We start from the raw sequence: 26,994 nt of genomic DNA, 5'->3' as shown, positions 1-26,994 counted from the left end.
ATGAGCCGTTCGGACCAGACGATCGGGATCAGCAGGGAGCGGCGCGATGGCGGGCGGGGACGGGACGGCGTTCGAGAAGCAGGTGCTCGAGGCCGCGGAGCGTCTCACCGGCATCGCCGAACTGACCCCGCTCCAGCAGAACCCCCGCCTCTCGGCCGCCTCCGGCACCAACGTGTGGTTCAAGCGGGAGGACCTGCAGGTCGGCCGCTCCTACAAGCTGCGCGGCGCCTACAACCTCATCTCCCAGCTCGACGACGAGGCCCGCGCGGCCGGGGTGGTCTGCGCGAGCGCCGGCAACCACGCCCAGGGGTTCGCGTTCGCCTGCCGGGCCCACGGTGTGCGCGGCCGGGTCCTCATCCCGAGCACCACCCCGCGGCAGAAGCGGGAGCGGATCGCGGCGCTCGGCGGCGAGGTGGTCGACCTCGTGGTGCAGGGCGACACCTACGACGAGGCCTCCGCGGCGGCCACCGCGTTCGCCGAGGAGACCGGCGCGACGCTCGTGCCCGCCTTCGACGACAGCCGCACCGTCGCCGGGCAGGCCACGGTGATCGCGGAGGTCGTGGAGCAGCTCGGGCACGCGCCCGACGTCGTCGTCGTGCCGGTCGGCGGGGGCGGGCTGCTGGCGGGGACGGCCACCTGGCTGCAGTCCGCCTACCCCCGCACCCGGGTGATCGGGGTGGAGCCGGCCGGGGCGCGCAACGTCGCCGCCGCCCTCCACGCGGGCAGCCCGGTGGTGCTCGAGGAGGACGGGTTCGACCGCTTCGTCGACGGTGCCGCGGTCCGCAAGGCGGGCGCCGTGACGTTCCCGCTGATCCGGCGGTCGGGCGCACAGCTCATCGCGGTCGACGAGGGCCTGGTCTGCACCGAGATGCTGGCGCTCTACCAGACCGAGGGGATCATCGCCGAGCCCGCGGGCGCGCTGGCCGGCGCGGCGCTGCGCGCGGACGGCCCGGAGCTCGACCTGACGCCGGGCGAGACCGTCGTCGCGATCCTCTCCGGCGGCAACAACGACGTCTCCCGCTACGCCGAGGTCATCGAGCGCTCGCTGCGCCACCAGGGGCTGAAGCACTACTTCCTCGTCGAGTTCCCGCAGGAGCCCGGGGCGCTGCGCCGGTTCCTCGACGAGGTCCTCGGCCCCGACGACGACATCACGCGCTTCGAGTACGTCAAGCGCGACAACCGCGAGTCCGGCCCGGCGCTCGTCGGGGTCGAGATCGGACAGCGCGAGGACTACGAGCCGCTGCTGGAGCGGATGGCCCGCTCCCCGCTGCAGATCGAGGCGCTCGAGCCGGGCTCGCCGGCGTTCCGGTTCCTCGTGTAGGACGCCGCGGCCCCGCGCACGCACCGAGTGGACCACCAGAGCTGCCGCGCGAGCCGTGGAGGCCCACTCGACGCCGCCGGTCCCCGGCCTCGACCCCTGCCGAGTGGACCCGGAGGGCTGCCGCGCGAGCCGTGGAGGCCCACTCGGAGCCCCTGTCACCGCTCCCGGGCCGGAGGCCCCTCGGCGCGGACCGGGGTGACGACCACGGCGAGCAGCGGGGCCAGCGCCGCGACCGTGAACCCGATCGCGTAGCTGGTCCCGCCGATCAGCGCGCCCAGCACCGGCGGCGCCGCCGAGGCGACCACGTTCTGGGTGGTGTTCTGCACGCCGAGGGCCCGGCCCGACCACGCCTGACCGGCGATCTCGGCGGTCGAGGTGAACGCGAGCCCGTTGTCGGCCACGGTCACGATCGCCCCGACCACGATCGCCGCCACCGCGATCAGGGGCACCCACGCCGACCCGAGCGCGAACCCCAGCATCACCACCGCCGAGCCGACCGCGAGCTGGCGCATCGGGCGCAGCCGCGAGCCCACCCGGTCCGACCACCAGCCCGTCGCGATCCGCCCGGCCGCGCCGAGGATCTGGGCGACCGCGACGAACACCCCCGCGATCCCGGCCTGCCAGTGCTGTTCGCGCACCAGGTACTCCAGCGCGAACGCCGAGATCGCGAACTGCGGGAGCACCAGCAGCGCCGATGCGGCGTGCAGACGGTAGAGCGTGGGGACGCGGTAGGGGTTGCCGGTCGGCTCGTGCGCGGCCGGCGCGCGGCGGGGCGCGTCCTGGGCGACGAGGACGACGAGCACCGCGGCCCCGAGACACGCCAGCCCGGTCCAGCCCAGGGCGACGAACGGGCCCTCGACGCCCGCGAGCACCGGCAGGACCAGCGCGGCGACGGCCACCCCGAGCGGCTGCGCGGTCTGGCGGATGCCCATGGCGACACCGCGCTCGTCGACGGCGAACCAGCCCATGATCAGCCGTCCGCTCGCCGCGTTCACCGACGCCGCGCCCATCCCGCCGACCCCGAGCAGCAGGGCGATCGCGACCAGCGACGACGGCGGGGACAGCGCCACCCCACCCACGACGACGCCGGCCAGCCCGAGACCGACCGCCATCGGGAACCGCTCCCCCACGCGGTCCACCACGAACCCCCACGCGACCAGCGTCAGCAGCAGGCCCGTCGTCGGGGCGGCGACGAGCACCCCGACCTGCGCCAGCGAGAGGCCCCGCTCGTCACGCAGCGTCGGGACGAGGAACGGGACGCCGTAGACGAACGACGACGCCGCGGTCTGGGCCAGGACCCCGACGGCGAGGATCGCCCACCGGCGGCGGGGGCGGCTCGCGGCGGGAGGGGCCTCGTCGGTGTCCGGGTCGGCGCTCACGAGTCGTCAGCATGCCTCAGGAGCCGCCAGAATGCGAGACACGTCCCACATCGTGAGAATCAGGTCCGGGCCAGCAGATCCCGGGTCGCGGCATCCTCGGCGGCGCCCTCGCGGTGCCACTGCACGAGCAGCACGACGACGACGGCGAGCAACGGCACGTCGCCCATCCCCCACGCGAGCAGGGCGGCGACGTGCTGGTCGGCGAGCAGGTCGACCGCCCAGGGCAGGCGCAGGTGGGAGTAGAAGTCGGTGACGAACACCTGGCCGCCCCCGCCGTCGGCGGCGAGCGTCGACGGGATCTGGGCCACCGGCCGGTCCGCGGCGAGCAGGATCACACCGAACAGGGCGTGGAACGGCATCGACGCGACGAGCACGGCCAGCCGCGCCACGTGCGGCAGCCGGGGCCCGGGCGCCGGGTCGACGCCGACGAGCACCCAGAAGAAGAGGTACCCCACGCCGAGGAACCACAGCGAGATCGCCGGCATCAGCCAGCCCAGCGGCTGCAGCAGCGAGAACGCCGGCGTGAGGTAGAGCAGGAACGGCGAGCCGACGACGAGCACCGCGGCGACGGCGGGGTGGGCCAGCAGCCGCAGGGCGGGGGCGTCGAGCAGGGCCTCGAGCCGGTCGCGGGCGTCCTGTCTCGATGCTCCGCTCCGCTGCGTGTCCCCCTCCTCCGGCAGCGCGCGGCGGGCCAGCGTCACGGGACCGCCGAGCACGAGCAGGACCGGCACGACGATGCTCAGCAGCATGTGCTCGGCGACGTGCGCGCTGAACAGGGCGTCGGCGTAGCGGCCGAGCCCGGACGAGCTGGCGAGGACGAGCACGGCGCACCCCGCGAACCACGCGACCGCGCGCCCCGTCGGCCAGCCCGCGACCCGCCGCAGCCACCGTCCGTAGACCCCCGCGAGCACGACGGCGAGGGTCACGAGCACGACGTCGGGCCGCCACGCGCCGACCAGGGTGCCCACCGAGGGCTGGTCGGGGATGCCGAACCCCAGCACGGCCTCCGTCGGCGTCGTGTGGAACGGCGCCTGCACCGGCGGGACGGCGCGGGTCATGGCCACCGAGAGCCCGGTGACGACGGCGAGCAGGACGAGCTCGAGCGAGGCGTACGTGCCAGCGGAGCGATCAAGGGGAGCACGCCGATAGGGCGTGCATCCAGTGGCAGGAAAGCCGCGTCGTCGAATCGCCAGCCGGCGCCGGACCAGCACCCCGAGCACCACTACCGTCACCGCCGCCGCGAGGAGCACCAGCACCCCGTAGGCGGTGGCCAGCTCCCCGACCGACGGCACCAGGACCGCGGCCGCGAGCACCCCGCTCAGCACCGTGACCACCGCGCATACCGTCGCCACCGCCCCGGCCCGCGCGACGAACCGGGCTCGGACGGCCTCGTCGTCGGGAACCGCCACCAGCAGCGCCCCGATCGTCCCCAGCCACACCGTCGCCGCCACCACGTGCAGCCCGACGGCGGGGGTGCCGAGGTCCTTGCCGACCCCGTCGATCGCGTGCCCGGTCACCACCGGACCGAGCAGCGCCACACACGCGAGGAGCCCCGCCCCGAGCGTCGAGGACCACGACCGGGCCTCGCGCACCCACACCGCGACGACCGCGGCGCCCGCCGCCGTCGCGAGCCAGCCCACCGGCGCGGCGCGCACCACGAGCTGCACCACCAGGTCCGGCCCCGGCGCGGCGAGGCCCCCGGACACGTCGGCGACCGTCAGCACGGCCGCGGCCAGCGACAGCACCGCCCACGTCCACGCCGCCGCGGACCCGGCCGACCGCTCCCCCGCCGAGGGGCCGTCCGCGCCGTCGGCCAGCACCACCGCGCGGGTCAGCACCCCGAGGGCCACCGCCGCCGCGCCCGCCGCCGCCACCCGCACCACGGGCAGCCCGAGCCGGACCAGCTCGCCGGGGTCGGCCAGCCCCAGGACCGGGTAGGCCGAGCGCCCCAGCAGGAGCGCCGCCATCAGCACCGTCACCGCGCCCGCGACCCCCGCAGGGACGAGCCGGCGGATCACGGGTCGAGGCGTCCGGGGTACCGGGCCCGGTACTCGGCGAGGTGCTGGGTCTTGCAGACGTGCTGTTCCTTCTCGTTGATGGCCTGGCGCATGCACTCGTCGAGCGTCCGGGCCTGCGAGGCGTGCAGGTAGGTCACCGCGCTCTCCAGCGTCGGCCACTCCACCGCGGTGCCGATGACGAACGCCACGAGCGCGACGACGAGCGCCGCGACCGGCTTCGCCCGGCCCACCGCGCGGCCCGAGCGCACCCGCATGAGGGCCACCAGCGCCGCGACGAGCGCGACCAGGCCGAGGACCATCCCGCCCCAGCCGGTCCAGGAGCTGACCAGCGCCATCACCGCGACGACCAGCGCGAACGTCGCCGCGCCGGTGGCCCCGGCGGGGGACGGGGCCTCGTCGTCGTGACCCGGTGCGGGAACCTCGGCGGGCTCCTCCGACTCGACCGGGGACGTCCCTCCCGACCCCGACGCGCTGGTGCTGGTCACGGCTCGATGGTGACACCCGCTGTGCGCGCACCCGCGCCGGGGGCGCACCATCGGGGCATGACCGATTCGACGGCGATCGCCGTCGCCGCCGAGGACCGTGCGGACGGGCACGGAGCGGGCGAGGACTTCCTGCTCACCGGCATGACCTGTGCAGCGTGCGCCTCCCGCATCGAGCGCCGGCTCAACAAGGTCGAGGGCGTCACGGCCACGGTCAACTACGCCACCGAGCGGGCCACGGTGCTCCGCGACCCCGCGGTGGACCGGCGCACCGTCGTCGACGTCGTCGCGAAGCTCGGCTACGGCGCCACGCCGCTGCGCGCGCCGGAGGAGGGTCCCCACGACCCCGACGACACGGCCCGGGTCCCGTCCCGCGACGACCGCGTCGCCGACCTCTGGCGCCGCCTCGTGGTCGCCGCGGTGCTGTTCATCCCGCTGGTCGACCTGCCCCTGGTGCTCTCGGTGCTGCCCGCCGCCCGGTTCCCCGGCTGGGAGTGGGTGGTCGTGGCGCTCGCGGCGCCCGTCGTCGGGTGGTCGGCCTGGCCGCTGCACCGGGCGGCGGTGATCAACGCCCGGCACGGCGCGTCGTCGATGGACACGCTGATCTCGCTCGGCATCACGGCCGCGACGGTGTGGTCGCTCGGCTCGATCCTGCTGGGTCACCTGCCGGATCCGGCCGCCGGCGGCGCCCTGTCGGTGTTCCTCGACCCGGTGGGCCCGCTCTACCTCGAGGTCGCCGCGGCGGTGACGACGTTCGTGCTCGCCGGGCGCTACGTCGAGGCCCGCGCCAAGCGCTCCGCCGGCGACGCGCTGGCGGCCCTCGCCGCGCTCGCCGCCCGCGACGTCGCCGTCCTGCTCCCCGACGGCACCGAGACCCGCGTGCCGGCGTCCGCCCTCGCCGTCGGGACCCGCTTCGTGGTGCGGCCCGGGGAGAAGATCGCGACCGACGGCGTCGTCGAGTCCGGGACGTCCGCGGTCGACCGGTCGATGCTCACCGGGGAGACGGTGCCCGTCGAGGTCGCGGCCGGGGACCCCGTCACCGGCGGCACCGTCGCCACCGGCGGACGCCTGGTGGTGACGGCGAGCGCGGTCGGCTCGGCCACCCAGCTCGCCGGGATGATCCGGCTGGTCGAGTCGGCGCAGGCGTCGAAGGCGTCGGTGCAGCGGCTCGTCGACCGCATCTCCTCGGTGTTCGTCCCGGTGGTGATCGGGCTCGCGGTGCTCACCGCGCTCGGCTGGTGGCTGGCGGGCGGCGACGCCGGCGCGGTCTTCTCCGCGTCGCTGTCGGTGCTGGTCATCGCCTGCCCCTGCGCGCTCGGTCTCGCGACCCCGACGGCGATGCTCGTCGCCTCCGGCCGCGGCGCCCGTGAGGGCATCTTCCTCAAGAGCCACCAGGCACTCGAGTCCAGCCGCACCGTCGACACCGTCGTGCTCGACAAGACCGGCACCGTCACCACCGGCGCGATGACCGTGCGCACGGTGCACGTGGCCCCCGAGGCGGACCGGGCGCGGGTGCTGCGGCTCGCCGGCGCGGTGGAGGACTCCTCGGAGCACGCGGTCGCGCGGGCGGTCGCGGCCCGGGCCCGCGACGAGGTCGGCGTGCTGCCCGAGGTCGGCGACTTCGCGGCGCTGCCGGGCCTGGGGGCCCGCGGCACCGTCGAGGGGGTGGTCGTGCGGCTCGGCCGGCCCTCCGGTGACCTGCCGGGGTGGGCGCCGGAGCCGGCGGCGGACTCGACGCTCGTGGTGGTCGAGACCGACGACGTGGCGGTGGCGGTCCTCGAGCTCGCCGACGAGGTCAAGCCTTCCGCGGCGCCCGCCGTCGCCCGGCTGCGCGCGGCCGGGCTGCGGACGGTGCTGCTGTCGGGCGACCGCGCCGGCGCGGCCCGGGCCGTCGGCGCGGCGATCGGAGTGGACGAGGTCGTCGCCGAGGTCCTCCCGGCCGACAAGGTCGCCGCGATCACCGAGCGGCAGGCGGGCGGCGCGCGCGTCGCGATGGTCGGCGACGGCATCAACGACGGTCCCGCCCTCGCGGCCGCCGACCTCGGCCTCGCCGTCGGCGCCGGTACCGACGTGGCGCTGGAGGCGGCCGACGTCATCCTCGTGCGCGACGACCTCGCCGCGGTCCCCGACGCCCTCGAGCTCGCCCGCCGGACCGCCACCACGATCCGGCGCAACCTCGCCTGGGCCTTCGGCTACAACGTCGCCGCGATCCCGCTGGCCGCGTTCGGCCTGCTCAGCCCGCTCATCTCCGGGCTGGCGATGGCGCTGTCGAGCGTGCTGGTGGTGTCGTCGAGCGTGCGGCTGCGCCGCATGTGAACGGATGTGGTCGTCCCGGCGACCACAACTGTTCACGTGCGCCGGCGGCGCTCCGCCAGCACGGCGGTGAGGTAGGCCTCGGCGGTGACGCCGGGCGGCGGCGGCGGGGCCACCCGCGCGGCCACGTCGGAGGCCAGCCGCTCCCCCAGCGAGCGCCGGACGGCCGGGTCGAGCTCGCGGGTCCGTCCGAGGAACTGCCGCGCGGCCAGCGCGAGGTCGTCGGGCAGCGCCGCGAGCTGCAGCGACGACGCCCACCCGGCCAGCGCCGGGTCCGGCGGCGGCAGGTCCCGGGCGCGGGTCGAGCGCGGCATCCGCTCGCGCAGCACGATCGTGCCCGCGAGCAGGTCGCCCACCCGCTGCGCCCGCGGGGAGCACGCCGAGACCACCATCGCGACCACCCCGGAGAGCAGCCCGAAGTCGACGAACAGACCGGCGAGCGCCCGGACCAGCGCGTGCCGGAACCGGATCGGGCCACCGTCGTCGCGCACCACCCGCAGCCCGAACGCGGCCTTGCCCGGGCTGCGGCCCCGCGTCGTCGTCTCCCAGGCCGTCGGCCACGCCACCAGCCCGAGCACCACCAGCACGACCGTCAGCGCCGTCGCCAGCGCCGGGTCGATCTCCACGCCGGCGACCACCACGACGACGACCACGGCCACCAGCAGCAGCCCGACGAGCACCGCGTCCAGGGCGAACGCCAGCGCCCGCGTCGGTAGCTTGGCGGGCACCAGCTCCAGCTCGACCGCCTCGCCGACGACGACGCCCGGGTCGCGCTGCGAGGGGGTCACGGCCGGCCATGCTGCCAGGGAGGTGAGGGCACCGCGTGGACGTCGACGCCTGGTCCGACGCCCACCGGGCCGACTGGGAGCGCCTCGAGGCGCTGCTGCGGCGCCGCCGCTGGAGCGTCGAGGAGGCCGACGAGGCCCTGGTGCTCTACCGCCGCGCCGCCACCGCCCTCTCGGTGGTCCGCTCCTCGACGCCCGACCCGGCGCTGGTCTCGCGGCTGTCGTCGCTGGTGGCCCGGGCGCGGGCCGCGGTCACCGGGGCCCCGACCTGGTCCTGGCGCGACCCCCTGCGGTTCGTCACCGAGGAGTTCCCCGCGGCGCTCGCCGCCTCGGCGCGGTGGTGGGTGACGACGGCGCTGTGCTCGCTGGTGGTGATGGTGGTCCTCGGGTGGTGGGTCGCGACGACGCCGGGCGTGGCCGCCGCGATCTCCACCCCCGAGCAGACGCGGCGGCTGGTGGACCAGGAGTTCGCGTCGTACTACTCGTCGAACCCGGCGGGCTCCTTCGCCGCCCAGGTCTGGACGAACAACGCGCTGGTCGCCGCCACCTGCCTCGTCACCGGGGTGCTGCTGCTGCCGGTGCTCTGGGTGCTGCTGCAGAACGTCGCGAACGTCGCCGTCGTCGGCGGGATCCTCACCGCCAACGGGCGGCTGGACCTCTTCCTGGGGCTGATCGTCCCGCACGGGCTGCTCGAGCTCACCGCGGTGTTCGTCGCGGCGGGCGCCGGGCTGCGCCTGGGTTGGACGTGGATCGACCCCGGGCGGGAGACCCGCGCGCAGGCGCTGGCGCGGCAGGGCCGGACGACGGCGGGCCTGGCGCTCGGTCTCGCCGGTGTCCTGCTGGTGTCGGGGGTGATCGAGGCGTTCGTGACGCCGTCCGGGCTCCCGACGTGGGCGCGGATCGGGCTCGGGGTGCTCGCCGAGCTCGGCTTCGTCGCCTACGTCCTGCACGGCCGCCGGGTCCTCCGTCGTCGGGGACGCCCCCGCTAGAGCCGACCGCGGGCCTTGAGGGCGAGGTAGCGGTCGGCGAGCGCCGGGGCGAGCTCGTCGGGCCCGGCGTCCACGACCTCCACCCCCCGCCGGGCCAGCCGGGCCGCGACCTCCCGCCGCTCCGCCAGCGCCACCCCGGCCGCGGCCGCGTCGTACACCGCCGCCGCGTCGCCCCGGCCGGCGGCCATGGCGGCCACCTCCGGGTCGGCGACCCCGGCCACGAGCAGCGTGTGCCGGTGCAGCAGCGGGCCGAGCACCGGGTCGAGGCCCTCGGCGAGCACGGCCTCGTCGAGCCCGGTGAGCAGCACCACCAGCGAGCGCCGCGACGCGCGCCGCAGCACCGTCGCCGTCAGGGCCCGCATGTCGGTCTCGACCAGCGCGGCCTCCACCCCGGACACGGCGGTGGTCATCGCCGGCAGCGGGTCGCGGGCGCCGAACACGGAGGCCCGCGGCACCCGGTCGTGGGCGAGCAGGTCCACCCGGTCGCCGCCGCGGGTGGCCAGCGCCGCGAGAAGCAGGGCCGCGTCGAGGGCGGCGTCCAGCCGCGGCACCGCCTCCGCGCCGCTCCCCACGAGCCCGGCCGCCGTCCGGCCGGTGTCGAGGACGATCAGCACGTGCCGGTCGCGCTCGGGCCGCCAGGTGCGGACCACCGTCGCCGTCGAGCGCGCCGAGGCCCGCCAGTCGATCGAGCGCACGTCGTCGCCGTCGACGTACTCCCGCAGCGAGTCGAACTCGGTGCCGGCGCCGCGCACCTGCACCGCCCGCCGGCCGTCGAGCTCGCGCAGCCGGGCCAGGCGCGACGGCAGGTGGCGGCGGGAGGCGAACGCGGGGAGGACCCGCACCCGGCCCCCGACGTCCACCGAGCACTGCCGGGCGGCCAGCCCCCACGGCCCCCACGAGCGCACGGTCACCCGGTCCGCCGCCTGCTCGCCGCGCCGGGAGGGCACCAGCGTCGTCGTCACCCGCCGTCCCTCGCCGGCCGGCACGTCGAGCGCCGACGTCTCCGGCGTCGCCGCGCACGACGGGGGCCACGCGTCCCGCAGCACCCCGCGGACCCGCCGGGCGCTGCCGTTCACCACGCGCAGGCCGACCTCGACGGGCTCCCCCAGCCGGCCCTGGACCACGTCCTCGGCGCGGGTGATCTGCAGCGCCCGCGGGGAACCGGCCCGCGCGAGGTCCACCCCGACGCCGACGAGCAGGACGGCGACCACGCCCAGCACCCCGACCGCGCTGGGCGCGAGCAGCCCGACGAGCACCGCACTCGCGACCGTCAGCAGCGCGAGGCGCCCGCCGACGGCCGGGGCCCTCACCGCGGCACCGGCACCGTGTCGAGCACCCCGGACACGACGCCGTCGGCGGTCACGCCCTCGAGCTCCGCCTCGGGACGCAGCGCCAGCCGGTGGCGCAGCACGGGCAGGGCGAGGGCCTTGACGTCGTCGGGGGTCACGTAGTCCCGGCCCGAGAGCCACGCCCACGCGCGGGCGGCGAGCAGCAGCGCCGTCGCACCCCGTGGGGAGGCGCCGAGCGAGACCGACGGCGACGACCGCGTCGCCCGGCACACGTCGACCACGTAGGCCAGGACCTCGGGGCGCGCCGACACCGCGGCCACCGCCGCGCGCCCCGCCGCCAGGTGCTCGGCGCCCGCGACCGGGCGCACCCCCGCCGCCGCGAGGTCCCGCGGGTCGAAGCCGGACGCGTGCCGGACGAGCACCGCGATCTCGTCGTCGCGCGGGGGCAGCGGCAGGACGAGCTTGAGCAGGAACCGGTCGAGCTGGGCCTCGGGCAGCGGGTAGGTGCCCTCGTACTCGACCGGGTTCTGGGTGGCGGCGACGACGAACGGGTCCGGCAGCGGGCGCGGCGTCCCGTCGACCGAGACCTGGAACTCCTCCATGGCCTCCAGCAGCGACGCTTGCGTCTTGGGCGGGGTCCGGTTGATCTCGTCGGCGAGCAGCAGGTTGGTGAACACCGGGCCCGGGCGGAAGTCGAACGCGGCGGTGCGGGCGTCGTAGACGAGGGAGCCGGTGACGTCGCCGGGCATCAGGTCGGGCGTGAACTGCACCCGGCGGTCCTCCAGCGACGACGCCGCGGCGACCGCGCGGACCAGCAGGGTCTTCGCGACGCCGGGCACGCCCTCGAGCAGCACGTGCCGCCGGCAGAGCAGCGCGATGACCAGCCCGGTGACGGCCGCGTCGTGCCCGACGACGGCCTTGGCCACCTCCCCGCGCAGCGCGGTCAGGGCCGCGCGCGCCTCCTGCGGACCGACGCCGCCGGGCGCCTGCTCGCTGCTCACCCCGGATCCCCCTCTCCCCCGGCCGGCACCCGGCCCGACGTGGTCCCGACGGCGGCCCGCAGCGCGTCGAGCGCGTCGGCGAGCGCGACGAGGGCGGCGTCGTCGACGGGCGCCGCGCCGTGGAGCAGGTCGGCGACGGCGGCCGGGTCGTATCCGGGCGCTGCGCCCGCGACCGCGGCGACCAGGGCGTCCCCCGACCCGCCCGGTCCGAGCCCGAGTCGGGCCGCCAGCCGCCGGCGGGCGTCGTCGCGGAGCACGTCCGCGGCCCGTCCCCGCGCGCCGAGCCGGCGGTAGAGCCCGGCGCGGCCCCGGGTGGTCTCCGCGGCGGGCACCCGCACGGGGAGCCGCTCGGCCACCGGCGGGCCGAGCCGCCGGCCGCGCCACCACGCGGTCACGACGCCGGCGAGCAGCAGGGTCACCGCGCCCCAGAGCCAGCCGGGCGGGACGAGGCGCACGAGCGGCGTCGTCCCGCCGGCGTCGGGCAGCACCGGCGGCACGTACCAGAGCAGCCGGGGCGTCGCGCCGAGGAGCTGCAGGGTCAGGGCGGCGTTCCCGGCGCGGTCCAGTGCCTCGTTGGTGAACGGGGTGGCGGCCCCGACGACGGTGGTGCGCCCACTCACCGCCAGACCGGTCGTCGTCCCGCGCGGGTAGCAGCCGACGGCCGGCGGGGTGGTCGTGTAGACGGCGCCGTCGAGGTCGACGGGGCCGGCGGCGAGGGCCGCGGGGATCCCGCAGGCGGGCGGCGGGGTCTCGGTGTCGAGCAGGCCCGGCGGCGCCTCGCCCGGCCGGACACCGGGCGCCAGCGCCTCGAGCGCCGCCGGTCCGGGCGCGACGAGCACCACGCGCGCCCCCGAGCGGGCGAGCGTGGCGAGGTCGGCGCGGCGCAGCCGGTCCGGGACGGTGACGAGCACGGTGCTGGCGGCGTCGAGCGTGCCGAGCGCCTCCGGGCGGTCGGCCGGGGTGACCGTGACCCCCTGCCCGCGCAGCAGCGCCGCGAGGGCGGCCGAGCCCGCGGGGTCGGCGGAGTCGGGGTCGAGCAGGCCCCGGTCGGCGCGGGTGCCGAGCACGGTGAGCACCACGGCGGCCGCGAGCACCAGCGCGGCGACGGCCAGCGGCGCGCGGGCCCGGCGCAGGCGGGTCGCGAGGGCTGCCCTCACGCGGCCACCGGGCGGGTGGCCCGCGCGGCCTCGTCCGCGCCCCGTATCCGGGCCACGGCGTCGGGGTCGGCGGCGCGGCCGCCGTAGACGACCTCGTCGAAGCAGCGGGCCGCGTCGGTGACGGCCCCGGCCGCGCCGGGCAGCGTCGTCGTGACCTCGCGGGCGGCCTCCCCGGCGGTGCACCCGGCGCGGGCGGCGAGCAGGTCGCGCTCCTCGAGGCCCCGGACGAGGGCGCGCATCCACTCGCGGACGGCGTCGTCGGGCCTGCCGGCCGCCTCGTGCTCGGCCGCGCGGCGGCGGTGGGCCTCGGCGCTGGTCCCGGTCGGGTCGAGCGGGGCGGCGCGACGGCGGGCCGTCCGGGCGGCCCGTCCCAGGCGCCACCGGACGACGAGCACCAGCACGACGACGAGGGCCACCACGACGAGCACCCCGCCCGCCCCGCCGGCACGGGTGCCGGTGAGCAGCGCGACGAGGTCCCCGACGCGGTCGAGCAGCCACCGTCCCGCCCGCGCGAGGACGCCCGGCTCGGCCGCCCGGTAAGCGGGCTTCGCCAGTTCCTGCGCGGCGAGCCGACGGGCCTCGTCGGCCCCCACCGTCACCGGTGGCCCGGGTGGCACGGGGGGCACCGGGCCTAGCCCTGCTCGCGGGCGGCCCGCTGCAGCTCGAGGTCGAAGCCCTCGCGGCGCATCCGCTGGTCGATGTAGAGCAGGCCGGTGACCCCGGCCTGGAACGGCGTGGTGAGGGTCGCGCCGACGACGGTGCCGATCGAGGTGATCAGCAGCGGCAGCGGCGCGTAGGGGTTGGGTTCGCCGATGGCCCGACCGACCCCGGTCGCGACCAGGCTGAACGGGATCCCGACGAGCCCGGCGACCACCGTGACGATGATCGCGCTGAGCACCAGGATCCCCAGGACGGGCCAGAACCGCCCGGTCACGAGCGAGCGCGACCGCCGCAGCGCCGCGACCACCCCGACGCCCTCGAGCACGTAGGCGGGCGCGGCGAGCGCCAGCCCGACCGCCACGACGACGGCCAGGACGATCCCGACGAGCAGCCCGAGGACGGCGAGCCCCGCCGCCAGCCCGGCCGGGGCGCCGAAGAGCGCCAGCAGCCCGGCGGGCACCAGCGGGACGAGGAACGCGAGCACGGTCGCCAGCGCCACGAGGACGACGACGCCGAGCAGGCCCGGCAGCCGCGGGCGGGCCGCCTCCCAGCAGTCGCGCGCGACGATCGGCGCGCCGAGCACCGACCGGGAGAGCACGACGACGAGCAGCCCGGTCAGCACCGTGTTCGCCAGCAGGCTGATCAGCACCCCGATGCCGGCGAGGGTGACGGCCCCGCCCAGCACCCCGCCGAGCTGGTCGAGGTCGGGGGCGCTGTTCCCGTTCGTGGCCACGAACGCCTCGAGCGAGCTCCCGAAGGAGGCCTGGAACGGCGCCTGGATCAGCACCGTGACGACGGCGACGACGGCGGCGATGCCGAGCACGACCCGCGGGTGCGCCCGGATGTACTGGAAGGCGCCGTCGAGGAGCTCGCCGAGGGCGAGGGGCCGCAGCGGCACGATCCCGGGGCGGGGCGCGGCCAACGGGCCGCCGAAGCCCCACGGGTCGCCGGGCCGGCCGGGTCGGTGGGCTGGCCCTCCGGGAGGCGGACCGGACGGGCCGGTCAGGCCGCCGGAGCCGGTCGGGCCGCTGGGGCCGGTCGGGCCGCTGGGGCCGGTCGGGCCGCTGGGGCCGTTCGGGCTGCTCGGGACGGAGCCGGGGCTCTGCCAACCGCCGGACGCGGGCCCGCTCGCGGGGGCGCCCCTGCCCCGGGACGGGTCCCAGGGCGGTACCGCACCGGGCTCCGGGTCGGTGCCCCCGTCGTCGCGACGACGGTCCTCCGGCTCGCTCACCACGCCACCTTCCTGTCCCCGCGCCCGTGGTCGCCGGTGCGCGTCTGGCCCCGTCCCGATCGTGCCACCATGTCGCGGTGGCCCCGATCTCCGCACTGTGGCGCCGCCTCGACGAACCCCACGGCCTCGTCCACGGCGCGATCTCCGAGCTCGAGCCCACCCCGGACCACCCCGACGGCGCCTTCCTCCTCGACGGCGCGGCGATCGGGACGGACGCCGGGGAGGACACGGGTCCGATCGGCGAGCAGGAGGCGCCGCGGCCGTGGTCGACCCGCTTCTCCGTGGTGGTCGACTCCCGGTGGCAGACCCGTTCCTGCTTCGTGGAGGTCCTCGGCGCCGACGGTCTCGACCGGGTGACCCTCACCGCGGACGCCCTGGGCCACTGGACGCTCGACGGGCGGGACTGGGCCGACCTCGAGGGCTGTGTCGACGTCGACGTCTCCATCTCCCCGCTGACGAACACCCTGGTCGTGGCGCGCCTCGGGCTCGACGTCGGCGAGGAGCGCAGCGTGGACGTCGCCTGGCTCGACGTCCCGTCCCTCGCGGTCGCGCGGGTCACCCAGACCTACCGGCGCGAGCCCGACGACGACGCCGGCCAGCGGTACGTGTACGCCGACCCGACCTACGGTTCCTTCCTGTTCACCGTCGATCCACGCGGCATCGTCCGTGAGTACCAGGGCCTGTTCGCCCGGGTCGCCTGACTAGGCTGGCTCCACGTGCGGAACCGGACGCGCGCGCTGCTGTTGCTCGCGGTGCTGGCGGCTGCCCTCGTCGTCGCCTTCACCGTCCCGCTGCCCTCGCCGCTCGAGCTCCGGGACTGGGCGGTCCGGCTCGGGCCGACCGCGCCGCTGGTGTTCTTCCTCGCCCACGCGATCATCACCACGACCCCCGTCCCCCGCACCGCCTTCACGCTCGCGGCGGGCCTGATGTTCGGGCCGGTGTGGGGGCTGGCGCTCGCCGTCGGGGCGTCGTTGGTGTCCGCGCTGCTCGGCTTCGCGATCGCCCGCCGGCTCGGCGGCCGGGCGATCGCCCGGCTCGGCCCGCACCGGGTCCGGGCACTGGAGGAACGGCTCTGCGAGCGGGAGCTGCTGACGGTGACCTCGACCCGGTTGGTCGGGATCCCGTTCGCGCCGCTGAACTACACCCTGGGCGTGACGAGCGTCGGCTGGCCGGCCTACGTGGTCGGCACGCTCGTCGGGCTCGTACCGGGGACGGCCGTCGTCGTGCTGCTCGGCGACGCGGTCACCGGCGGAACGTCGCCCGCGATGATCGTGATCCTGCTGGTGACGGGGACCCTGGGGGCGATCGGCGTCATCGTCTCGGCGCGCGGACGCCGCCGGACGCCCGGTCCGGACGAGGCGCCCGAGCCCGACGCGCCCGGATGATCGTCAGCACGTCAGGCCGCGCCTGCGCCCGCCCGGGTCGGGCTCGTGACCCTCAGGCCTGATCAGCCGCCCGAGGGCTCCGGGGCGGGGGTGCCGGTCTCGGCCGGGCCGCGCGTGGGCTCCGGGACCGACGCCGGCTTCGGCAGGTTCGCCGGCTGGGGCGGCGCCACCGGGGCCGGGGTGATCCGGCCGGGCACCGGGGCGGGGCCGGGCGCCGGGAAACCGGACGTGGAGTAGCCGGCCGGGCTCGACGGCTGGTCCGGCGCCGGCTCGGCCGAGTAGGTGCAGCCCGCGAGCACGGTGGCCGCCGCGGCCGCCACGACCGCCGCGGCTCCCGCCCTGGCCCAGGACACCGTCCGTCGGGTTCGCACGCCAGTTCTCTCCTCGTCGCTCGTCCGCCGGTGCGCGAGCACCCTAGCGCCTGGTGGTGATCACGTCCGGGTGCGTCCCGCAAGGATGCCGCGTGGCGCGATCGACCACACCGGTTCCGGGCCGGCGCCCTCCTCGCGCAGGACGTCGTTCGCGGCCAGCACCCCGGTGAGGGCCGCCCGCTCCATGAGCGCGGACGGCACGTCGCTGGCCACCCAGTCCCCGGCGAGGCGCAGACCGCGGGCATCGGTGAGCACCCCGGGCCGCCGCGGGTGGAACCCCGGGTCGAAGCCGGGCGCGTTGGTATAGCGGTGGGTGTCGACGTCGAGCACCTCGAGGCCCGCGAACTCGGGCCACAGCGCGGTGAGCTCGGTGCGCATGGCCGCGACGAGCTCCTCCAGCGACGCCTCCGGGGGGCACGCGTAGGAGTGCAGCTCGATGACCGACCCGCCCGCCTCCCGCGCCCACGCCGCGGACTCGGCCTCGAGCCGGTGGAACAGCGTCACCGAGTCGAGCACCCGCTCGCGGGTCACGCCGGTGAACGGGGCGTGCGAGGCGTCGACGTCGCCGCGGCACCACAGCCGCGCCACCACGTACGGCTCGCCGCCCGGCAGCTCGGCCACCTGCCCGGCGAGGCGGGGCGCCGTCGTCGGGAAGCCCGGCGAGCGCTCGAACAGCGCCCGCGTGCCCGGCACGTCGGTGGCGACGACGAGGTGGCGCGCGGTCCGCGTCGGGCCTCCCTCGACCCCGACCGACCATCCGGACGGGCCGCTGACGACGACGGTCGCGCGGGCCCCCGTCGTGACCGTCACCCCGTGCTTCTCGAGCAGGCGGGTGAAGGGTTCCCAGAGCGTGGTCGCGTACTGGTCGCGGGGGGCGTCCATCGCGAGGCCCTCGGGGTTGCCCGTGAAGTAGAAGTGGCACATCGCGAGGAACTCGGCCGCCGAGTAGCGCTGCTCGGTGTTGAAGAAGGAGTGCGCGAAGACCTCGAAGAGCATCGCCCGGCCGCGCTCGGAGAAGCCGAGGGAGTCCAGGAGGTCGGCGGTGGTGCGGTGGTCGTGCTTCGCGAAGGTCGTCACCGGGTCGTAGCGCAGCATCTCGAGCGCCTCCCGGCCGTCGACCCGGCGCAGGTCGCGCAGCCGGAAGCTCGGCGAGCGCCACACCAGGGCGGCGAGGTTCGCCAGCGGCACCCGGGGCAGGTCGGTGAAGTCCTCCGGCGCCCACTCCGGGTCCCGGCCCTCGATGGGGTAGCCGCCGACGTCGCGCAGGAAGCCGAGCTCGGGGTCGAGCCGGCGCAGGATCGCCCGGAGGTTGTAGTACTGCCGGAAGAACCCGTGGTACCCGTGCTCGACGGTGACCGTGGTGCCGTCGGGCAGGGTCCGCGGCCACGTCCCCAACCGGCCACCCAGCGCCGGCGCGGCCTCGAGGATCTCCACGGGCACGCCGCGCTCGGCCAGCACCAGCGCCGCGCTGATCCCCGCGATCCCGCCCCCGACGACGACGGCCGTCCCGGCGTCCTCGGGGACACGGGAGGGCAGGTCGGGGCGGCCAGGGACGACGACGCGCGGGGAGAACACCCGCCGAGCCTAGGCAGGACCCGCGGGATCGGCGCGCCGCGCGGCCCCGGCCCGGTGTGGAGGACCGGCCGACGGGGCACCTCACCGGCCGGACGCCCCGGGCGGGCCGGGGGCGGTCGAGGGGAGCTGGAGCACGCCATGGCTGACGCCGCACGGGAGCGCCGCATCATCGAGGACGTCCCGAAGAAGCTGCTGATCGGCGGCCGGGAGCGTGACGCGGCGGAGGGCAGGACCTTCCCGGTCGAGGACCCGTCCACCGGCGAGATCCTCTGCGACGTGGCCGACGCCTCCCCCGACGACGGCATGGCCGCCCTGGACGCGGCGCAGAAGGCCCAGGCCGACTGGGCCGCCACGGCCCCCCGCGAGCGCGGCGAGATCCTCCGGCGCGCCTTCGAGATGATCACCGAGCAGGCCGACGACATCGCGGTGCTCATGACCCTGGAGATGGGCAAGCCGCTCGCGGAGTCGAAGGCCGAGATCACCTACGCCGCCGAGTTCTTCCGCTGGTTCTCCGAGGAGGCCGTGCGGATCTCCGGCGAGTGGAAGGTCAACGCGACCGGCAACGGCCGGGTGCTGGTCATGCGCCAGCCGATCGGGCCGTGCCTGCTGATCACCCCGTGGAACTTCCCGCTGGCGATGGGCACCCGCAAGATCGGCCCGGCGATCGCGGCCGGCTGCACCATGGTGATCAAGCCGGCGGCCCTCACCCCGCTGACGATCCTCAAGCTCGCCGACATCCTCGCCCAGGCGGGCCTCCCCGAGGGCGTCCTCAACGTCATCACGACGAAGTCGACCGGCAAGGTCATGGGCCCGCTGATCGCCGACGGCCGCATCCGCAAGCTGTCGTTCACCGGCTCCACCGAGGTGGGCCGGAAGCTCATCGAGCAGTCGGCGCAGCAGGTGCTGAAGACCTCCATGGAGCTCGGCGGGAACGCGCCCTTCATCGTGTGCGCGGACGCCGACGTGGACGCTGCGGTCGAGGGCGCGATGCTCGCCAAGATGCGCAACATCGGCGAGGCCTGCACCGCGGCCAACCGGTTCTACGTGCACTCCGACGTCGCCGAGGAGTTCACCAAGAAGCTGACCGACCGCATGGGGTCGATGACGATCGGCCGCGGCGTGGACGAGGGGGTGGAGGTCGGTCCGCTCGTGGAGGCCGACCAGCGCGACAAGGTCGCCGAGCTCGTCGACGACGCCGTGCAGAAGGGCGCGAAGGTCCGCACCGGCGGCGAGGTGCCCTCGGGCGCGGGCTACTTCTACCCGCCCACGGTGCTCGCCGACGTGCCCACCTCGGCCCGCCTGGTGAAGGAGGAGATCTTCGGGCCGGTGGCGCCCGTGTTCACCTTCACCGACGACGACGAGGCGGTGCGCGCGGCCAACGACACCGAGTTCGGGCTGGTCAGCTACCTCTACACCAGGGACCTGCAGCGGGCGGTCCGGCTCTCCGAGCGCCTCGAGGCGGGCATGGTGGGCCTCAACCAGGGCATGGTCTCCAACGCGGGCGCCCCGTTCGGCGGCTGGAAGCAGTCCGGCCTCGGCCGCGAGGGCGGCGACGTCGGGATCGACGAGTACCTCGAGATCAAGTACGTCGCGATGAACGTGTAGCCGTCCCAACCGATCACGCTGCGTGGTCACGGTGATCCACTCCGAAGTGCAGTAGTCCACTACGGCATACGGGGACGAACCGGACCGGCATCCTGCGCGGCGACCGGTGACGTGTGTCACCTGGCGCCGGAGCAGCGTGGGGAGGGCCGGGATGGGTCAGGACTCGTCGCCGGGCGGGGTGGATCCGTCGGGATGGACGCCGAGGTACTCGCCGCTGGGGGGCGGCGGGGCACCGACGCCACCCCCGACGACCGGGGGGTTCGGCTCGGCGTCCTCGGCCACTGCCCCGCACTCCGCCCCGCCGGTCCCCCAGCAGTGGGGACCGCCGAGCGGCGGGTTCCCGGGTCCCGGGGGGCCCGGGGTCCCGCCGCCCCCGGGCGCGGGCTCCCCTCCCCCGTCGCTCGGTGGGAAGCGCCCGCGGTCGGGGTCGTCGCGGACGCGGATCTGGATCGCCGTCGGCGTGGTCGCGCTGCTGGTCGTCGGCGGGGTCGCCTGGTTCGCGCTGGCCGGGACCTCCAGCGCCCAGGCCGCCCAGGTGCAGCTCGAGGCGACCTCCACGGCCGGTCCCTCGCCGTTCACGGCGCCGGTGGGCCAGGACACCGCCGGCGTGGTCGCCCCGGCCAACGCCCAGGGCACGCAGCCCGGCAACACCGGCGGCCTCTACGCCCAGGACCCGGCGAAGGCCTCGTGTGACACCGCCTCGCTGGTCAACCAGCTCACCGCCGACCCGGCCCGGGCTTCGGCGTGGGCGAAGCCGCTGGGCATCGACGCGGGCGGCATCGGCGGGTTCGTCAACACCCTCGCCGCGGTCACGCTGCGCGCCGACACCGCGGTGACCGAGTACGGGTACGCCGACGGGCAGTTCCAGCCCTACCCCGCGGTGCTTCAGGCGGGCACCGCGACGCTGGTCAACAGCTACGGCGAGCCGACGGTCAAGTGCTACAACGGCGACCCGCTGGGCGCGCCGACCGCGTCGAACGACTCGGGCTCCTATGTCGGCGTCCCGTGGAACGGCTGGGCCAAGGAGCGCACGATCATCGTGACACCGGCCCCGGCGCCGATCACCCAGATCGTCGTGGTCAACCCCGGCACGAACACCCCGGGCCCGAAGCCGATGCCGCCGAACCCGGACCCGAAGAAGAACCCGGGCCCGCCGACGACCGAGGGCGGCCAGCTGGTCCTGACCGGCACGCGCAACTACGACGGCACGGTCACTCTCTCCGACGGCCGCATCATCGACGCCAACGGCAAGGTCGTCCCGCCGAAGGTGGTGGCGCAGCTGCCGCCGGGCACGCAGACGTTGCCCGACGGCGGGCACAAGCTGCCCAACGGCACGATCCTCAACGTCGACGGCACCACGCGGACCCCGATCGTCATCAACGGTCAGGTGGTGGACGGCCAGACGAAGGTGCTCAACAACGGGCAGCTGGTCGTCTTCAACTACGACGGCTCCGTGACCCTCGTGACGCCGGGACAGAACGGCAAGGTCCAGATCCTGAACCCGAACGGGACGCCGCGGTCCACCACGACGATCCCGCCGGGCGCCGTCGTCGGGCCGGACGGGTCGTTCACCCAGCCGCCGAGCACCCAGGTGTTCAACCCGAACGGCACGCCGCGCGGCGACGTCCCCCTGCCGAACGGCGGGAAGGTCGACCAGAACGGCAACAACACGCCACCGCCGGACGCCAAGATCGACGAGACGTTCAAGAACGCGAACGGCACGGTCGGCGGCGAGGTGGCGCAGAACGGCCAGACGGGTCAGACCGGCACGACGGGTCAGGGCCAGACCGGCCAGGGCACGCCGGCCCAGCCGGGGCAGCCCGGCCAGCCGGGCCAGCCGAACTGCGCCGTCCCCGCCGGCGCGGTCGCCGACAACGCCTGCCCGCCGGCGTCGAACGTGACGGTCTGCAAGCCCGGTGACCCGGTGACCCCGGCGTGCCCGGCGCCGAAGGAGGGAACCGGCACGACCGGCACGTCGACCGAGGGCTCGTCCACGAGCTCGGGCACCGGGACCAGCACGAGCGGCGGCGGCAGCGGCTCGACCGGCAGCGGCTCGACCGGGAGCAGCGGCTCGTCGGGCGGCTCGTCGGGCTCCGGGAGCAGCTCGGGCAGCGGTTCCGGCAGCGGGAGCTCGACCTCCGGCGGCTGACACAGGCGATCCGGCCCCGACGGCCCTCGGCACCCGCGGCGGTGCCGGGGGCCGTCGTCGTCCCCGGGTCCAACCCGTGTGCGCGGCGCACGGGACGATGCCGGGCGTGAACCCGGTCCTGACCGCCCTGCTGGTCGGGATCCCGGTCGCCGGTGGGGCGGCCCTGCAGCGCACCACCGGGCTCGGCCTGGCCCTCGTCGGCGCCCCGTTCCTCGTCGCGGCGCTCGGACCGCAGGACGGGGTCTCCTTCGGGAACGCGCTGCAGACCGTGCTCTGCCTCCTGGTGCTCGCCGGGACCTGGCGGGCCACCCGGTGGGGCGCGGCGGGCGCGCTCCTGCTCGGCGCCGCGGTCGGCGTGCCGGCGGGCGCGCTGCTCGTCGATGCTCTGCCCGCCGCGCCCCTGGAGATCGTCGTCGGGCTGCTCGCCCTGGTCGGCATCGGGCTCGCGGTGCTGCCGCAGGCCGGTGCGGTGCTGCGGGGGTTCCCGGGCGCGGTCGGTTCGGGGCTCGCGGCGGGCTTCGTCAACGCCGCGGCCGGGGTCGGCGGGCCGCTCGTCTCGGCCTACGGCATCGCGCAGCAGTGGGACCGCACGGTGCTCGTCCCCACCGCCCAGGTGGTGCTGCTGGCGATCAACGTCGTCTCGCTGCTGCTCAAGGGCCTCCCGGACCTCGACGCCGCGACCTGGACCGTGGGCGCGGCCGCACTGGTGATCGGCGTGGCGGCCGGCGGTCCGGTCTCGCGTCGGCTCGGGCCGGTGGCCGGGCGGCGCCTCCTGCTCGCGGTCGCGACGGCGGGCGCGGCGGCGACCGTGGTGCGCGGGCTGCTGACGCTCTGAGACCTCACACGACGAAGCGGGCGGCCGGCGCCGCGCCGCGCCCCAGCCCGGTCAGCAGGTCCCCCTGCACCGAGTGGGCCCCGACCCGGTCCGGGGCCGGGCTGTCGTGCAGGACCAGCAGCGAGTCCTCCCCGACGATCGCGATCGCCTCCGGGTGGTCCTCACCGTCGCCGGGCGCGAGCTCGCACACGGTGTCGAGGTCGCGGGCGAACACGACCTCGGGCAGCGCGCCGGGGACGGCGGCGCCGCGGAGCCGGAGCACCCGGGCGGGCCGGGAGAGGACCATCGTCGGTCCGGCCAGCACGAGCAGGTCGTCGCCGTCGCGGGCCAGGTCGCGGACGCCGAGCCCGCCGAGGTCGACCACGTGCTTGGCGACGGAGCGCAGCGCGAGCTCCCCCGGGTCCTCCCCCGGGCCGAGCTCGAGCCGCAGGAGCACCGCCCAGCCCCGCAGGACGGGGCCCCGCAGGCCCAGCAGCACCGTCGTGACCTCCGCCGGGTCGCCCAGGGCGGCGAGCCCCTCGACGTCGAACCCGTTGTCCTTGCCGGGGATGCGCAGGAAGGGACCGAGGTGCTCGTCGTCGGCGAGGGCCCCGACCAGGCCGCGCTTCCCCGACGGCAGGCGCGCGCCCGCCCCGAGTACCGGGCGCCCGTCGGCGATCGGCAGCCGCGCGAGCACCCGGCGGGGCTTCTCGGCGGAGAGCCGGGCCAGGCGGTCCAGCACCTCCGACGGGGGCGTGTGCCGCTTGACCCGCTTCCGCCGAACCGAGTGCGAGCCGGTGACCCACAGCAGTCCGTCGCGCAGCGAGCCCTGGACGTCGATCCCCTCGACGTCGACCTCGTCGTCGGGATCCCCCGGGAGGTCCACGGCGTCGGCCAGCGGCAGCTCCACCGGGTCGCCCCAGCTGCCGTCGGCGAGGCGGGTGAGGCGGACCAGCGCGGCGCCCTCGTCGGGGGCGAGCAGCATGGTGTCGCCGGAGACGGCGAGCCCGGAGAGGCTCAGCCCGTAGGTGTGGGTGTGCTCGGCGAGGTGCAGCGTGGTGCGGGTCGTGGGCACGGCGGATCCCCTCGTGACGTCCGGAACCCCATCATCCGGTCATCGGGGACATCCGTCACGAAGCGGCCCGTCACGAAGCGGCGCTGCTCACGGGCGCTCCAGTGCCTCCAGGCGCCGCACGACCTCCTCCGCGCCGAGCACCCGGGTCACCTCGTAGAGGTCGGGGCTGCGCTGCGCGCCCGTGACGAGGACCCGCACGACGTTCGCGGCGTCGCGCAGCATGCCCGCGTAGGCGTCGGGGTCCTTCTTGTACGTCTTCGGGTTGGGCGCGAACCCGTGCCGCTCGGCGAGGTCGCGGATCTGCTGGAACCAGGTGGGCTGGTCGCCCTCGTGGGTGTAGACCGCCGCGAGGTCGGCGGCGAGCGCGTACACGATCTCGGGCGCGAGGCCGCCGAAGCGCTCGTCGGCGGGGTCGGTGACATCGGTGAACAGCGCCGGGAAGAAGAAGCCGTACGCGGTCCGGAAGTCCGACCAGCGCGCGAGGTCCTTGCGCGGGTTCTCCACCCCGACCCGCTCGACGTCGATCGCGGCCAGCGCGAGCGCCTCGTGCTCGTCGAGCACCTCGACGAGCTCGGGGTCGTAGGTCCGCGCCCACGCGCGCACGCCGGCGAGCACCTCGGGCGCCGGGAGCGTGGCGACGTGGTCCGCGCAGATGTCGGCGAGCTTGACGGTGTCGACCAGCGGGCCCGCCGACTGGAACTCGTCGAGGCGCAGCGGGGTCGTCAGGGCCTCGGGGACTCCGAGCTCGGCCAGCGGCGAGTTCGCCAGCCCGCGCAGGTAGGCCAGCACGGCGGGGGTGGGGTAGCCGGCCTCGAGGTAGAAGTCGACGGAGGCCTCGGCGTCCTTGCGCTTGGAGAGCTTGCGCCGCGAGCTGCCCTCCTGCTTCATCAGCGGGGCGAGGTGGGCGTACTCGACCTGGGAGAAGCCGAGCGCGGCGAAGAGCTGCAGGTGGGTCGGGACCGAGGAGAGCCACTCGTCGCCGCGCACCACCAGCGAGGTCCGCATCAGGTGGTCGTCGACGGCGTGGGCGAAGTGGTAGGTGGGCAGCCGCGGTTCGGTGGCCGAGGTCTTGAGGATCACGACGTCGTTGTGGTTGTCCTCGGCCTCGACGCGCCCGCGCAGCCGGTCGGTGAACCCGACCCGCTCGCCGACCTTCCCCTCCGAGCGGAGCCGGACCACGTACGGGTCGCCGGCCTCGAGCCGGCGGAGCACCTCGGCGTCGTCGGCGTCCCGCCACGGGGCCCAGCGGCCGTAGTAGCCGGTGGGCAGCTTGAGGGTGCGCTGGCGCTCGGAGATCTCGGCGAGCTCGTCCTTGGTAGCGAAGTCCGGGTAGGCGCGGCCCCGGCGCATCAGCTCACGGACGTACGAGAGGTAGATCGTGCTGCGCTCGGACTGGCGGTAGGGGGCGTACGGCCCGCCGTCGCCGGTCGAGGAGGTAGGGCCCTCGTCGGGACGGAGGTCGAACGCGTCGAAGGCGCGGGCGAACTGCGCGTCCGCCCCGGCGACCTCCCGCGCCTGGTCGGTGTCCTCGATGCGCAGGTAGTACACGCCGCCCGAGGAGTGCGCGAGGTCGCGCGACACCATCGCCGTGTAGATCCCGCCGATGTGTACGAACCCGGTGGGGCTGGGCCCGAAGCGGGTCACGAACGCCCCGTCCGGCACGTCACGCGCCGGGTACCGCTGCTCCCACTCCTCGGTCTCGGGCAGGTCGGAGGGGAACAGCGAGTCGACGGCGGCGCGATCCAGCACGGACCCGATCCTACGAGGGACCGTCCTCTCCCCCGGCGTGCCGCCCGGCGCCGTTGGAGCCCGGGCCCGCGCCGGGCGCCGCGTCCGCGACCCCCTGGGTGGCGATCGACTCCGCGTGCGCGACCGCCTTCGCGATCTCGGGGTCGGTCGAGGTGTCGAACCAGTCGGCGACGTCGTCGTCGGGGTCGCCCGGGCGCCGGGCCACGACCTCGTCGTCGACCGGCGAGGGCTGGAAGCGGAAGACGCCGTCCTCGCCGGGGGCGCCGAGCATGCGCGTGAAGCCCTCGAGGGCCTTGCCGAAGTCGCTGGGCACCACCCACATCTTGTTGGCGTCGCCCTGCGCCATCTGCGGCAGCGTCTGCAGGTACTGGTAGGCCAGCAGCTCCGGGGTCGGCTTGCCCGCCTTGATCGCGGCGAAGACCTTCTCGATCGCCTTGGCCTGGCCCTGCGCCTGGTAGAAGCGCGCCGCCCGCTCGCCCTGCGCCCGCAGCATCCGGGACTGGCGGTCGGCCTCGGCGGACAGGATCGCCGCCTGCTTGGCGCCCTCGGCGTTGAGGATCGCGGCCTGCTTGTTGCCCTGCGCCTCGGCCACCGACGCCTCGCGGTGCCCCTCGGCGGTGAGGATCATCGCGCGCTTCTCCCGGTCGGCGCGCATCTGCTTCTCCATGGAGTCCTGGATCGACGGGGGCGGGTCGATCGCCTTGAGCTCCACCCGGACCACCCGCAGGCCCCAGGGACCCGTGGCGTCGTCGAGGGCGCGCCGCAGGCCGGTGTTGATGGTCTCCCGCGAGGTCAGCGCCTGCTCGAGGCTCATGCCGCCGACGACGTCGCGCAGGGTGGTCGTGGTGAGCTGCTGGACGCCGTTGATGTAGTCGTTGATCTCGTAGACGGCGTTGCGGGGCTCGGTGACCTGGTAGTAGACGACGGTGTCGATGGACACCGTGAGGTTGTCCTGGGTGATCACGGGCTGGGGCGGGAACGAGACGACCTGCTCCCAGAGCGCCACCCGCTCGCGGATGCGGTCGATGAACGGCACGAGCAGCGTCAGGCCCGGTTCGGCCGTGCGCTGGTAGCGGCCGAGGCGCTCGATGACGGCGGCCTCGGCCTGGCGGACGACCGTGACGCTCTTCGCGATCGTGGTGACCACGAGGATCACCACGAGCACGGCGAGCACGGTGACGACGATGGACACGTCCATCACTCCTCCACTGGGTTGACGGACCCGGTCGCGGTGACGACGGCGGTCGCCCCGGAGATCTCGACGACGACGACCGGCGTCCCGGCCGGGAGGTCGTCCTCGTGCAGCGAGCGCGCGGACCACAACGACCCGGCCAGCCGCACCGTCCCCGCGCCCACGCCCACGGGCTCGACGACCTCGCCGCGGGACCCGAGCAGCCCCCGCGTACCGGTGTTCACCGGGTCGTGGATCTGCATCCGCCGACGGACGGCGGGCCGCGCGACCAGGACGAACAGCCCCGCGAGCAGGGCGAAGACCGCCAGGTCGGGGCCGAGGGGGGCCCCGGCCGCGGCGACCGCCGCGGTGCCGAGGGCGGCCGCCCCGAGCATGAGCAGCACGAGGCCACCGGTGAGGACCTCGGCGACGACGAGCACCACTCCCGCGATCGCCCAGATGAGCGGGATCACAC

General features: G+C 76.0%; 23 protein-coding genes. 8 read left to right on the top strand and 15 right to left on the bottom strand.

All coding sequences use genetic code 11. The features are described 5' to 3' along the window. Nucleotides 1–46: 46 nt before the first annotated feature. The gene (gene ilvA, locus HH311_RS23745) at nucleotides 47–1,321 is read left to right on the top strand and encodes a threonine ammonia-lyase IlvA (protein WP_169186178.1); all 1,275 of its coding nucleotides are present in this window, start codon (nucleotides 47–49) and stop codon (nucleotides 1,319–1,321) included. 155 nt (nucleotides 1,322–1,476) lie between these two features. On the opposite strand, the gene HH311_RS23740 is transcribed toward ilvA, so the two are convergent. From HH311_RS23740 to HH311_RS23730, 3 genes are read right to left on the bottom strand one after another with little or no spacing between them, the layout of a single operon-like run. Continuing rightward, nucleotides 1,477–2,700 carry an MFS transporter gene (locus HH311_RS23740; RefSeq protein ID WP_169186177.1) on the bottom strand — a complete coding sequence of 408 codons (1,224 nt, stop codon included), beginning with the start codon at nucleotides 2,698–2,700 and terminating at the stop codon, nucleotides 1,477–1,479. Between the two features lie 59 nt (nucleotides 2,701–2,759). Then, nucleotides 2,760–4,718 carry a cytochrome c oxidase assembly protein gene (locus HH311_RS33540; RefSeq protein WP_169186176.1) on the bottom strand — a complete coding sequence of 653 codons (1,959 nt, stop codon included), beginning with the start codon at nucleotides 4,716–4,718 and terminating at the stop codon, nucleotides 2,760–2,762. Then, nucleotides 4,715–5,203 carry a hypothetical protein gene (locus tag HH311_RS23730; protein WP_169186175.1) on the bottom strand — a complete coding sequence of 163 codons (489 nt, stop codon included), beginning with the start codon at nucleotides 5,201–5,203 and terminating at the stop codon, nucleotides 4,715–4,717. Before HH311_RS23730 ends, HH311_RS33540 begins: the two co-directional genes overlap by 4 nt. Before the next feature lie 57 nt (nucleotides 5,204–5,260). Here HH311_RS23730 and HH311_RS23725 point away from each other — a divergent pair, with 57 nt between their 5' ends. Beyond that, nucleotides 5,261–7,516, top strand: coding sequence for a cation-translocating P-type ATPase (locus HH311_RS23725; RefSeq protein WP_169186174.1), 2,256 nt, complete (start codon nucleotides 5,261–5,263; stop codon nucleotides 7,514–7,516). A gap of 32 nt (nucleotides 7,517–7,548) precedes the next feature. Here HH311_RS23725 and HH311_RS23720 read toward each other — a convergent pair whose 3' ends face one another. Continuing rightward, a complete protein-coding gene (locus tag HH311_RS23720; protein ID WP_169186173.1) occupies nucleotides 7,549–8,301 on the bottom strand; it encodes an RDD family protein in 753 nt (250 codons plus the stop codon). Between the two features lie 35 nt (nucleotides 8,302–8,336). On the opposite strand from HH311_RS23720, the gene HH311_RS23715 reads away from it, so the two are divergent. After that, nucleotides 8,337–9,287 (top strand): stage II sporulation protein M, encoded by a 951-nt coding sequence (locus HH311_RS23715; protein ID WP_169186172.1) that lies wholly within the window; start codon nucleotides 8,337–8,339, stop codon nucleotides 9,285–9,287. Here HH311_RS23715 and HH311_RS23710 read toward each other — a convergent pair. The 5 genes from HH311_RS23710 to HH311_RS23690 are packed head-to-tail and all read right to left on the bottom strand — an operon-like array spanning nucleotide 9,284 to nucleotide 14,625. Continuing rightward, nucleotides 9,284–10,597 (bottom strand): DUF58 domain-containing protein, encoded by a 1,314-nt coding sequence (locus tag HH311_RS23710; protein ID WP_169186171.1) that lies wholly within the window; start codon nucleotides 10,595–10,597, stop codon nucleotides 9,284–9,286. The genes HH311_RS23715 and HH311_RS23710 overlap by 4 nt on opposite strands. Further along, nucleotides 10,594–11,577: a MoxR family ATPase gene (locus HH311_RS23705; protein ID WP_169186170.1), complete on the bottom strand. Its 984-nt coding sequence runs from the start codon at nucleotides 11,575–11,577 to the stop codon at nucleotides 10,594–10,596. Before HH311_RS23705 ends, HH311_RS23710 begins: the two co-directional genes overlap by 4 nt. Further along, nucleotides 11,574–12,734 (bottom strand): DUF4350 domain-containing protein, encoded by a 1,161-nt coding sequence (locus HH311_RS23700; protein WP_169186169.1) that lies wholly within the window; start codon nucleotides 12,732–12,734, stop codon nucleotides 11,574–11,576. The genes HH311_RS23705 and HH311_RS23700 overlap by 4 nt, the downstream gene beginning before the upstream one ends. Continuing rightward, nucleotides 12,731–13,333 carry a DUF4129 domain-containing protein gene (locus HH311_RS23695; protein WP_169186168.1) on the bottom strand — a complete coding sequence of 201 codons (603 nt, stop codon included), beginning with the start codon at nucleotides 13,331–13,333 and terminating at the stop codon, nucleotides 12,731–12,733. Before HH311_RS23695 ends, HH311_RS23700 begins: the two co-directional genes overlap by 4 nt. A 32-nt stretch (nucleotides 13,334–13,365) precedes the next feature. Then, complete coding sequence (locus HH311_RS23690) at nucleotides 13,366–14,625, bottom strand: hypothetical protein (protein WP_169186147.1); 1,260 nt, start codon at nucleotides 14,623–14,625, stop codon at nucleotides 13,366–13,368. Nucleotides 14,626–14,702: 77 nt separating this feature from the next. On the opposite strand from HH311_RS23690, the gene HH311_RS23685 reads away from it, so the two are divergent. Continuing rightward, nucleotides 14,703–15,326, top strand: coding sequence for a putative glycolipid-binding domain-containing protein (locus HH311_RS23685; RefSeq protein ID WP_169186167.1), 624 nt, complete (start codon nucleotides 14,703–14,705; stop codon nucleotides 15,324–15,326). A gap of 15 nt (nucleotides 15,327–15,341) precedes the next feature. Then, nucleotides 15,342–16,010, top strand: a complete 669-nt coding sequence (locus HH311_RS23680; protein WP_169186166.1) for a TVP38/TMEM64 family protein — start codon at nucleotides 15,342–15,344, stop codon at nucleotides 16,008–16,010. Between the two features lie 62 nt (nucleotides 16,011–16,072). Here HH311_RS23680 and HH311_RS23675 read toward each other — a convergent pair whose 3' ends face one another. Then, entirely contained in the window at nucleotides 16,073–16,381 is a 309-nt protein-coding gene (locus HH311_RS23675; RefSeq protein WP_169186165.1) for a hypothetical protein, read from the bottom strand. A gap of 60 nt (nucleotides 16,382–16,441) precedes the next feature. After that, entirely contained in the window at nucleotides 16,442–17,956 is a 1,515-nt protein-coding gene (locus tag HH311_RS23670) for an FAD-dependent oxidoreductase (protein WP_312030359.1), read from the bottom strand. A gap of 138 nt (nucleotides 17,957–18,094) precedes the next feature. On the opposite strand from HH311_RS23670, the gene HH311_RS23665 reads away from it, so the two are divergent. The 3 genes from HH311_RS23665 to HH311_RS23655 all read left to right on the top strand — a co-directional run bounded on the left by HH311_RS23665 (nucleotide 18,095) and on the right by HH311_RS23655 (nucleotide 22,545). After that, a complete protein-coding gene (locus HH311_RS23665) occupies nucleotides 18,095–19,561 on the top strand; it encodes an NAD-dependent succinate-semialdehyde dehydrogenase (protein WP_169186164.1) in 1,467 nt (488 codons plus the stop codon). A 460-nt stretch (nucleotides 19,562–20,021) separates the two neighbouring features. Further along, nucleotides 20,022–21,710, top strand: coding sequence for a DUF6777 domain-containing protein (locus HH311_RS23660; protein ID WP_169186163.1), 1,689 nt, complete (start codon nucleotides 20,022–20,024; stop codon nucleotides 21,708–21,710). Between the two features lie 106 nt (nucleotides 21,711–21,816). After that, nucleotides 21,817–22,545 carry a TSUP family transporter gene (locus HH311_RS23655; RefSeq protein WP_169186162.1) on the top strand — a complete coding sequence of 243 codons (729 nt, stop codon included), beginning with the start codon at nucleotides 21,817–21,819 and terminating at the stop codon, nucleotides 22,543–22,545. A 4-nt stretch (nucleotides 22,546–22,549) separates the two neighbouring features. On the opposite strand, the gene HH311_RS23650 is transcribed toward HH311_RS23655, so the two are convergent. The 4 genes from HH311_RS23650 to HH311_RS32825 all read right to left on the bottom strand — a co-directional run bounded on the left by HH311_RS23650 (nucleotide 22,550) and on the right by HH311_RS32825 (nucleotide 26,992). After that, on the bottom strand, nucleotides 22,550–23,599 hold the full coding sequence (locus tag HH311_RS23650) for a DUF3616 domain-containing protein (RefSeq protein ID WP_211190714.1): 1,050 nt from the start codon (nucleotides 23,597–23,599) through the stop codon (nucleotides 22,550–22,552). Nucleotides 23,600–23,686: 87 nt separating this feature from the next. After that, on the bottom strand, nucleotides 23,687–25,348 hold the full coding sequence (locus tag HH311_RS23645; RefSeq protein WP_169186161.1) for a glutamate--tRNA ligase: 1,662 nt from the start codon (nucleotides 25,346–25,348) through the stop codon (nucleotides 23,687–23,689). A 10-nt stretch (nucleotides 25,349–25,358) separates the two neighbouring features. Then, a complete protein-coding gene (locus HH311_RS23640; protein ID WP_248293005.1) occupies nucleotides 25,359–26,546 on the bottom strand; it encodes an SPFH domain-containing protein in 1,188 nt (395 codons plus the stop codon). Further along, nucleotides 26,546–26,992, bottom strand: coding sequence for an NfeD family protein (locus tag HH311_RS32825; protein ID WP_169186160.1), 447 nt, complete (start codon nucleotides 26,990–26,992; stop codon nucleotides 26,546–26,548). The genes HH311_RS23640 and HH311_RS32825 overlap by 1 nt, the downstream gene beginning before the upstream one ends. Between the last annotated feature and the right edge of the window lie 2 nt (nucleotides 26,993–26,994).

Origin of the sequence: Actinomycetospora sp. TBRC 11914 (assembly GCF_012933465.1) — a bacterium.
Lineage (GTDB): Bacteria > Actinomycetota > Actinomycetes > Mycobacteriales > Pseudonocardiaceae > Actinomycetospora.
This window is presented reverse-complemented; position numbering and strand designations above follow the sequence as displayed.

What these genes read in the sequence shown, in the direction of transcription:
- ilvA (WP_169186178.1), top strand. Translation starts at nt 47, where the DNA reads ATGGCGGGCGGGGACGGGACGGCGTTCGAGAAGCAGGTGCTCGAGGCC.
- HH311_RS23725 (WP_169186174.1), top strand. Translation starts at nt 5,261, where the DNA reads ATGACCGATTCGACGGCGATCGCCGTCGCCGCCGAGGACCGTGCGGAC.
- HH311_RS23665 (WP_169186164.1), top strand. Translation starts at nt 18,095, where the DNA reads ATGGCTGACGCCGCACGGGAGCGCCGCATCATCGAGGACGTCCCGAAG.
- HH311_RS23640 (WP_248293005.1), bottom strand. Translation starts at nt 26,546, where the DNA reads ATGGACGTGTCCATCGTCGTCACCGTGCTCGCCGTGCTCGTGGTGATC.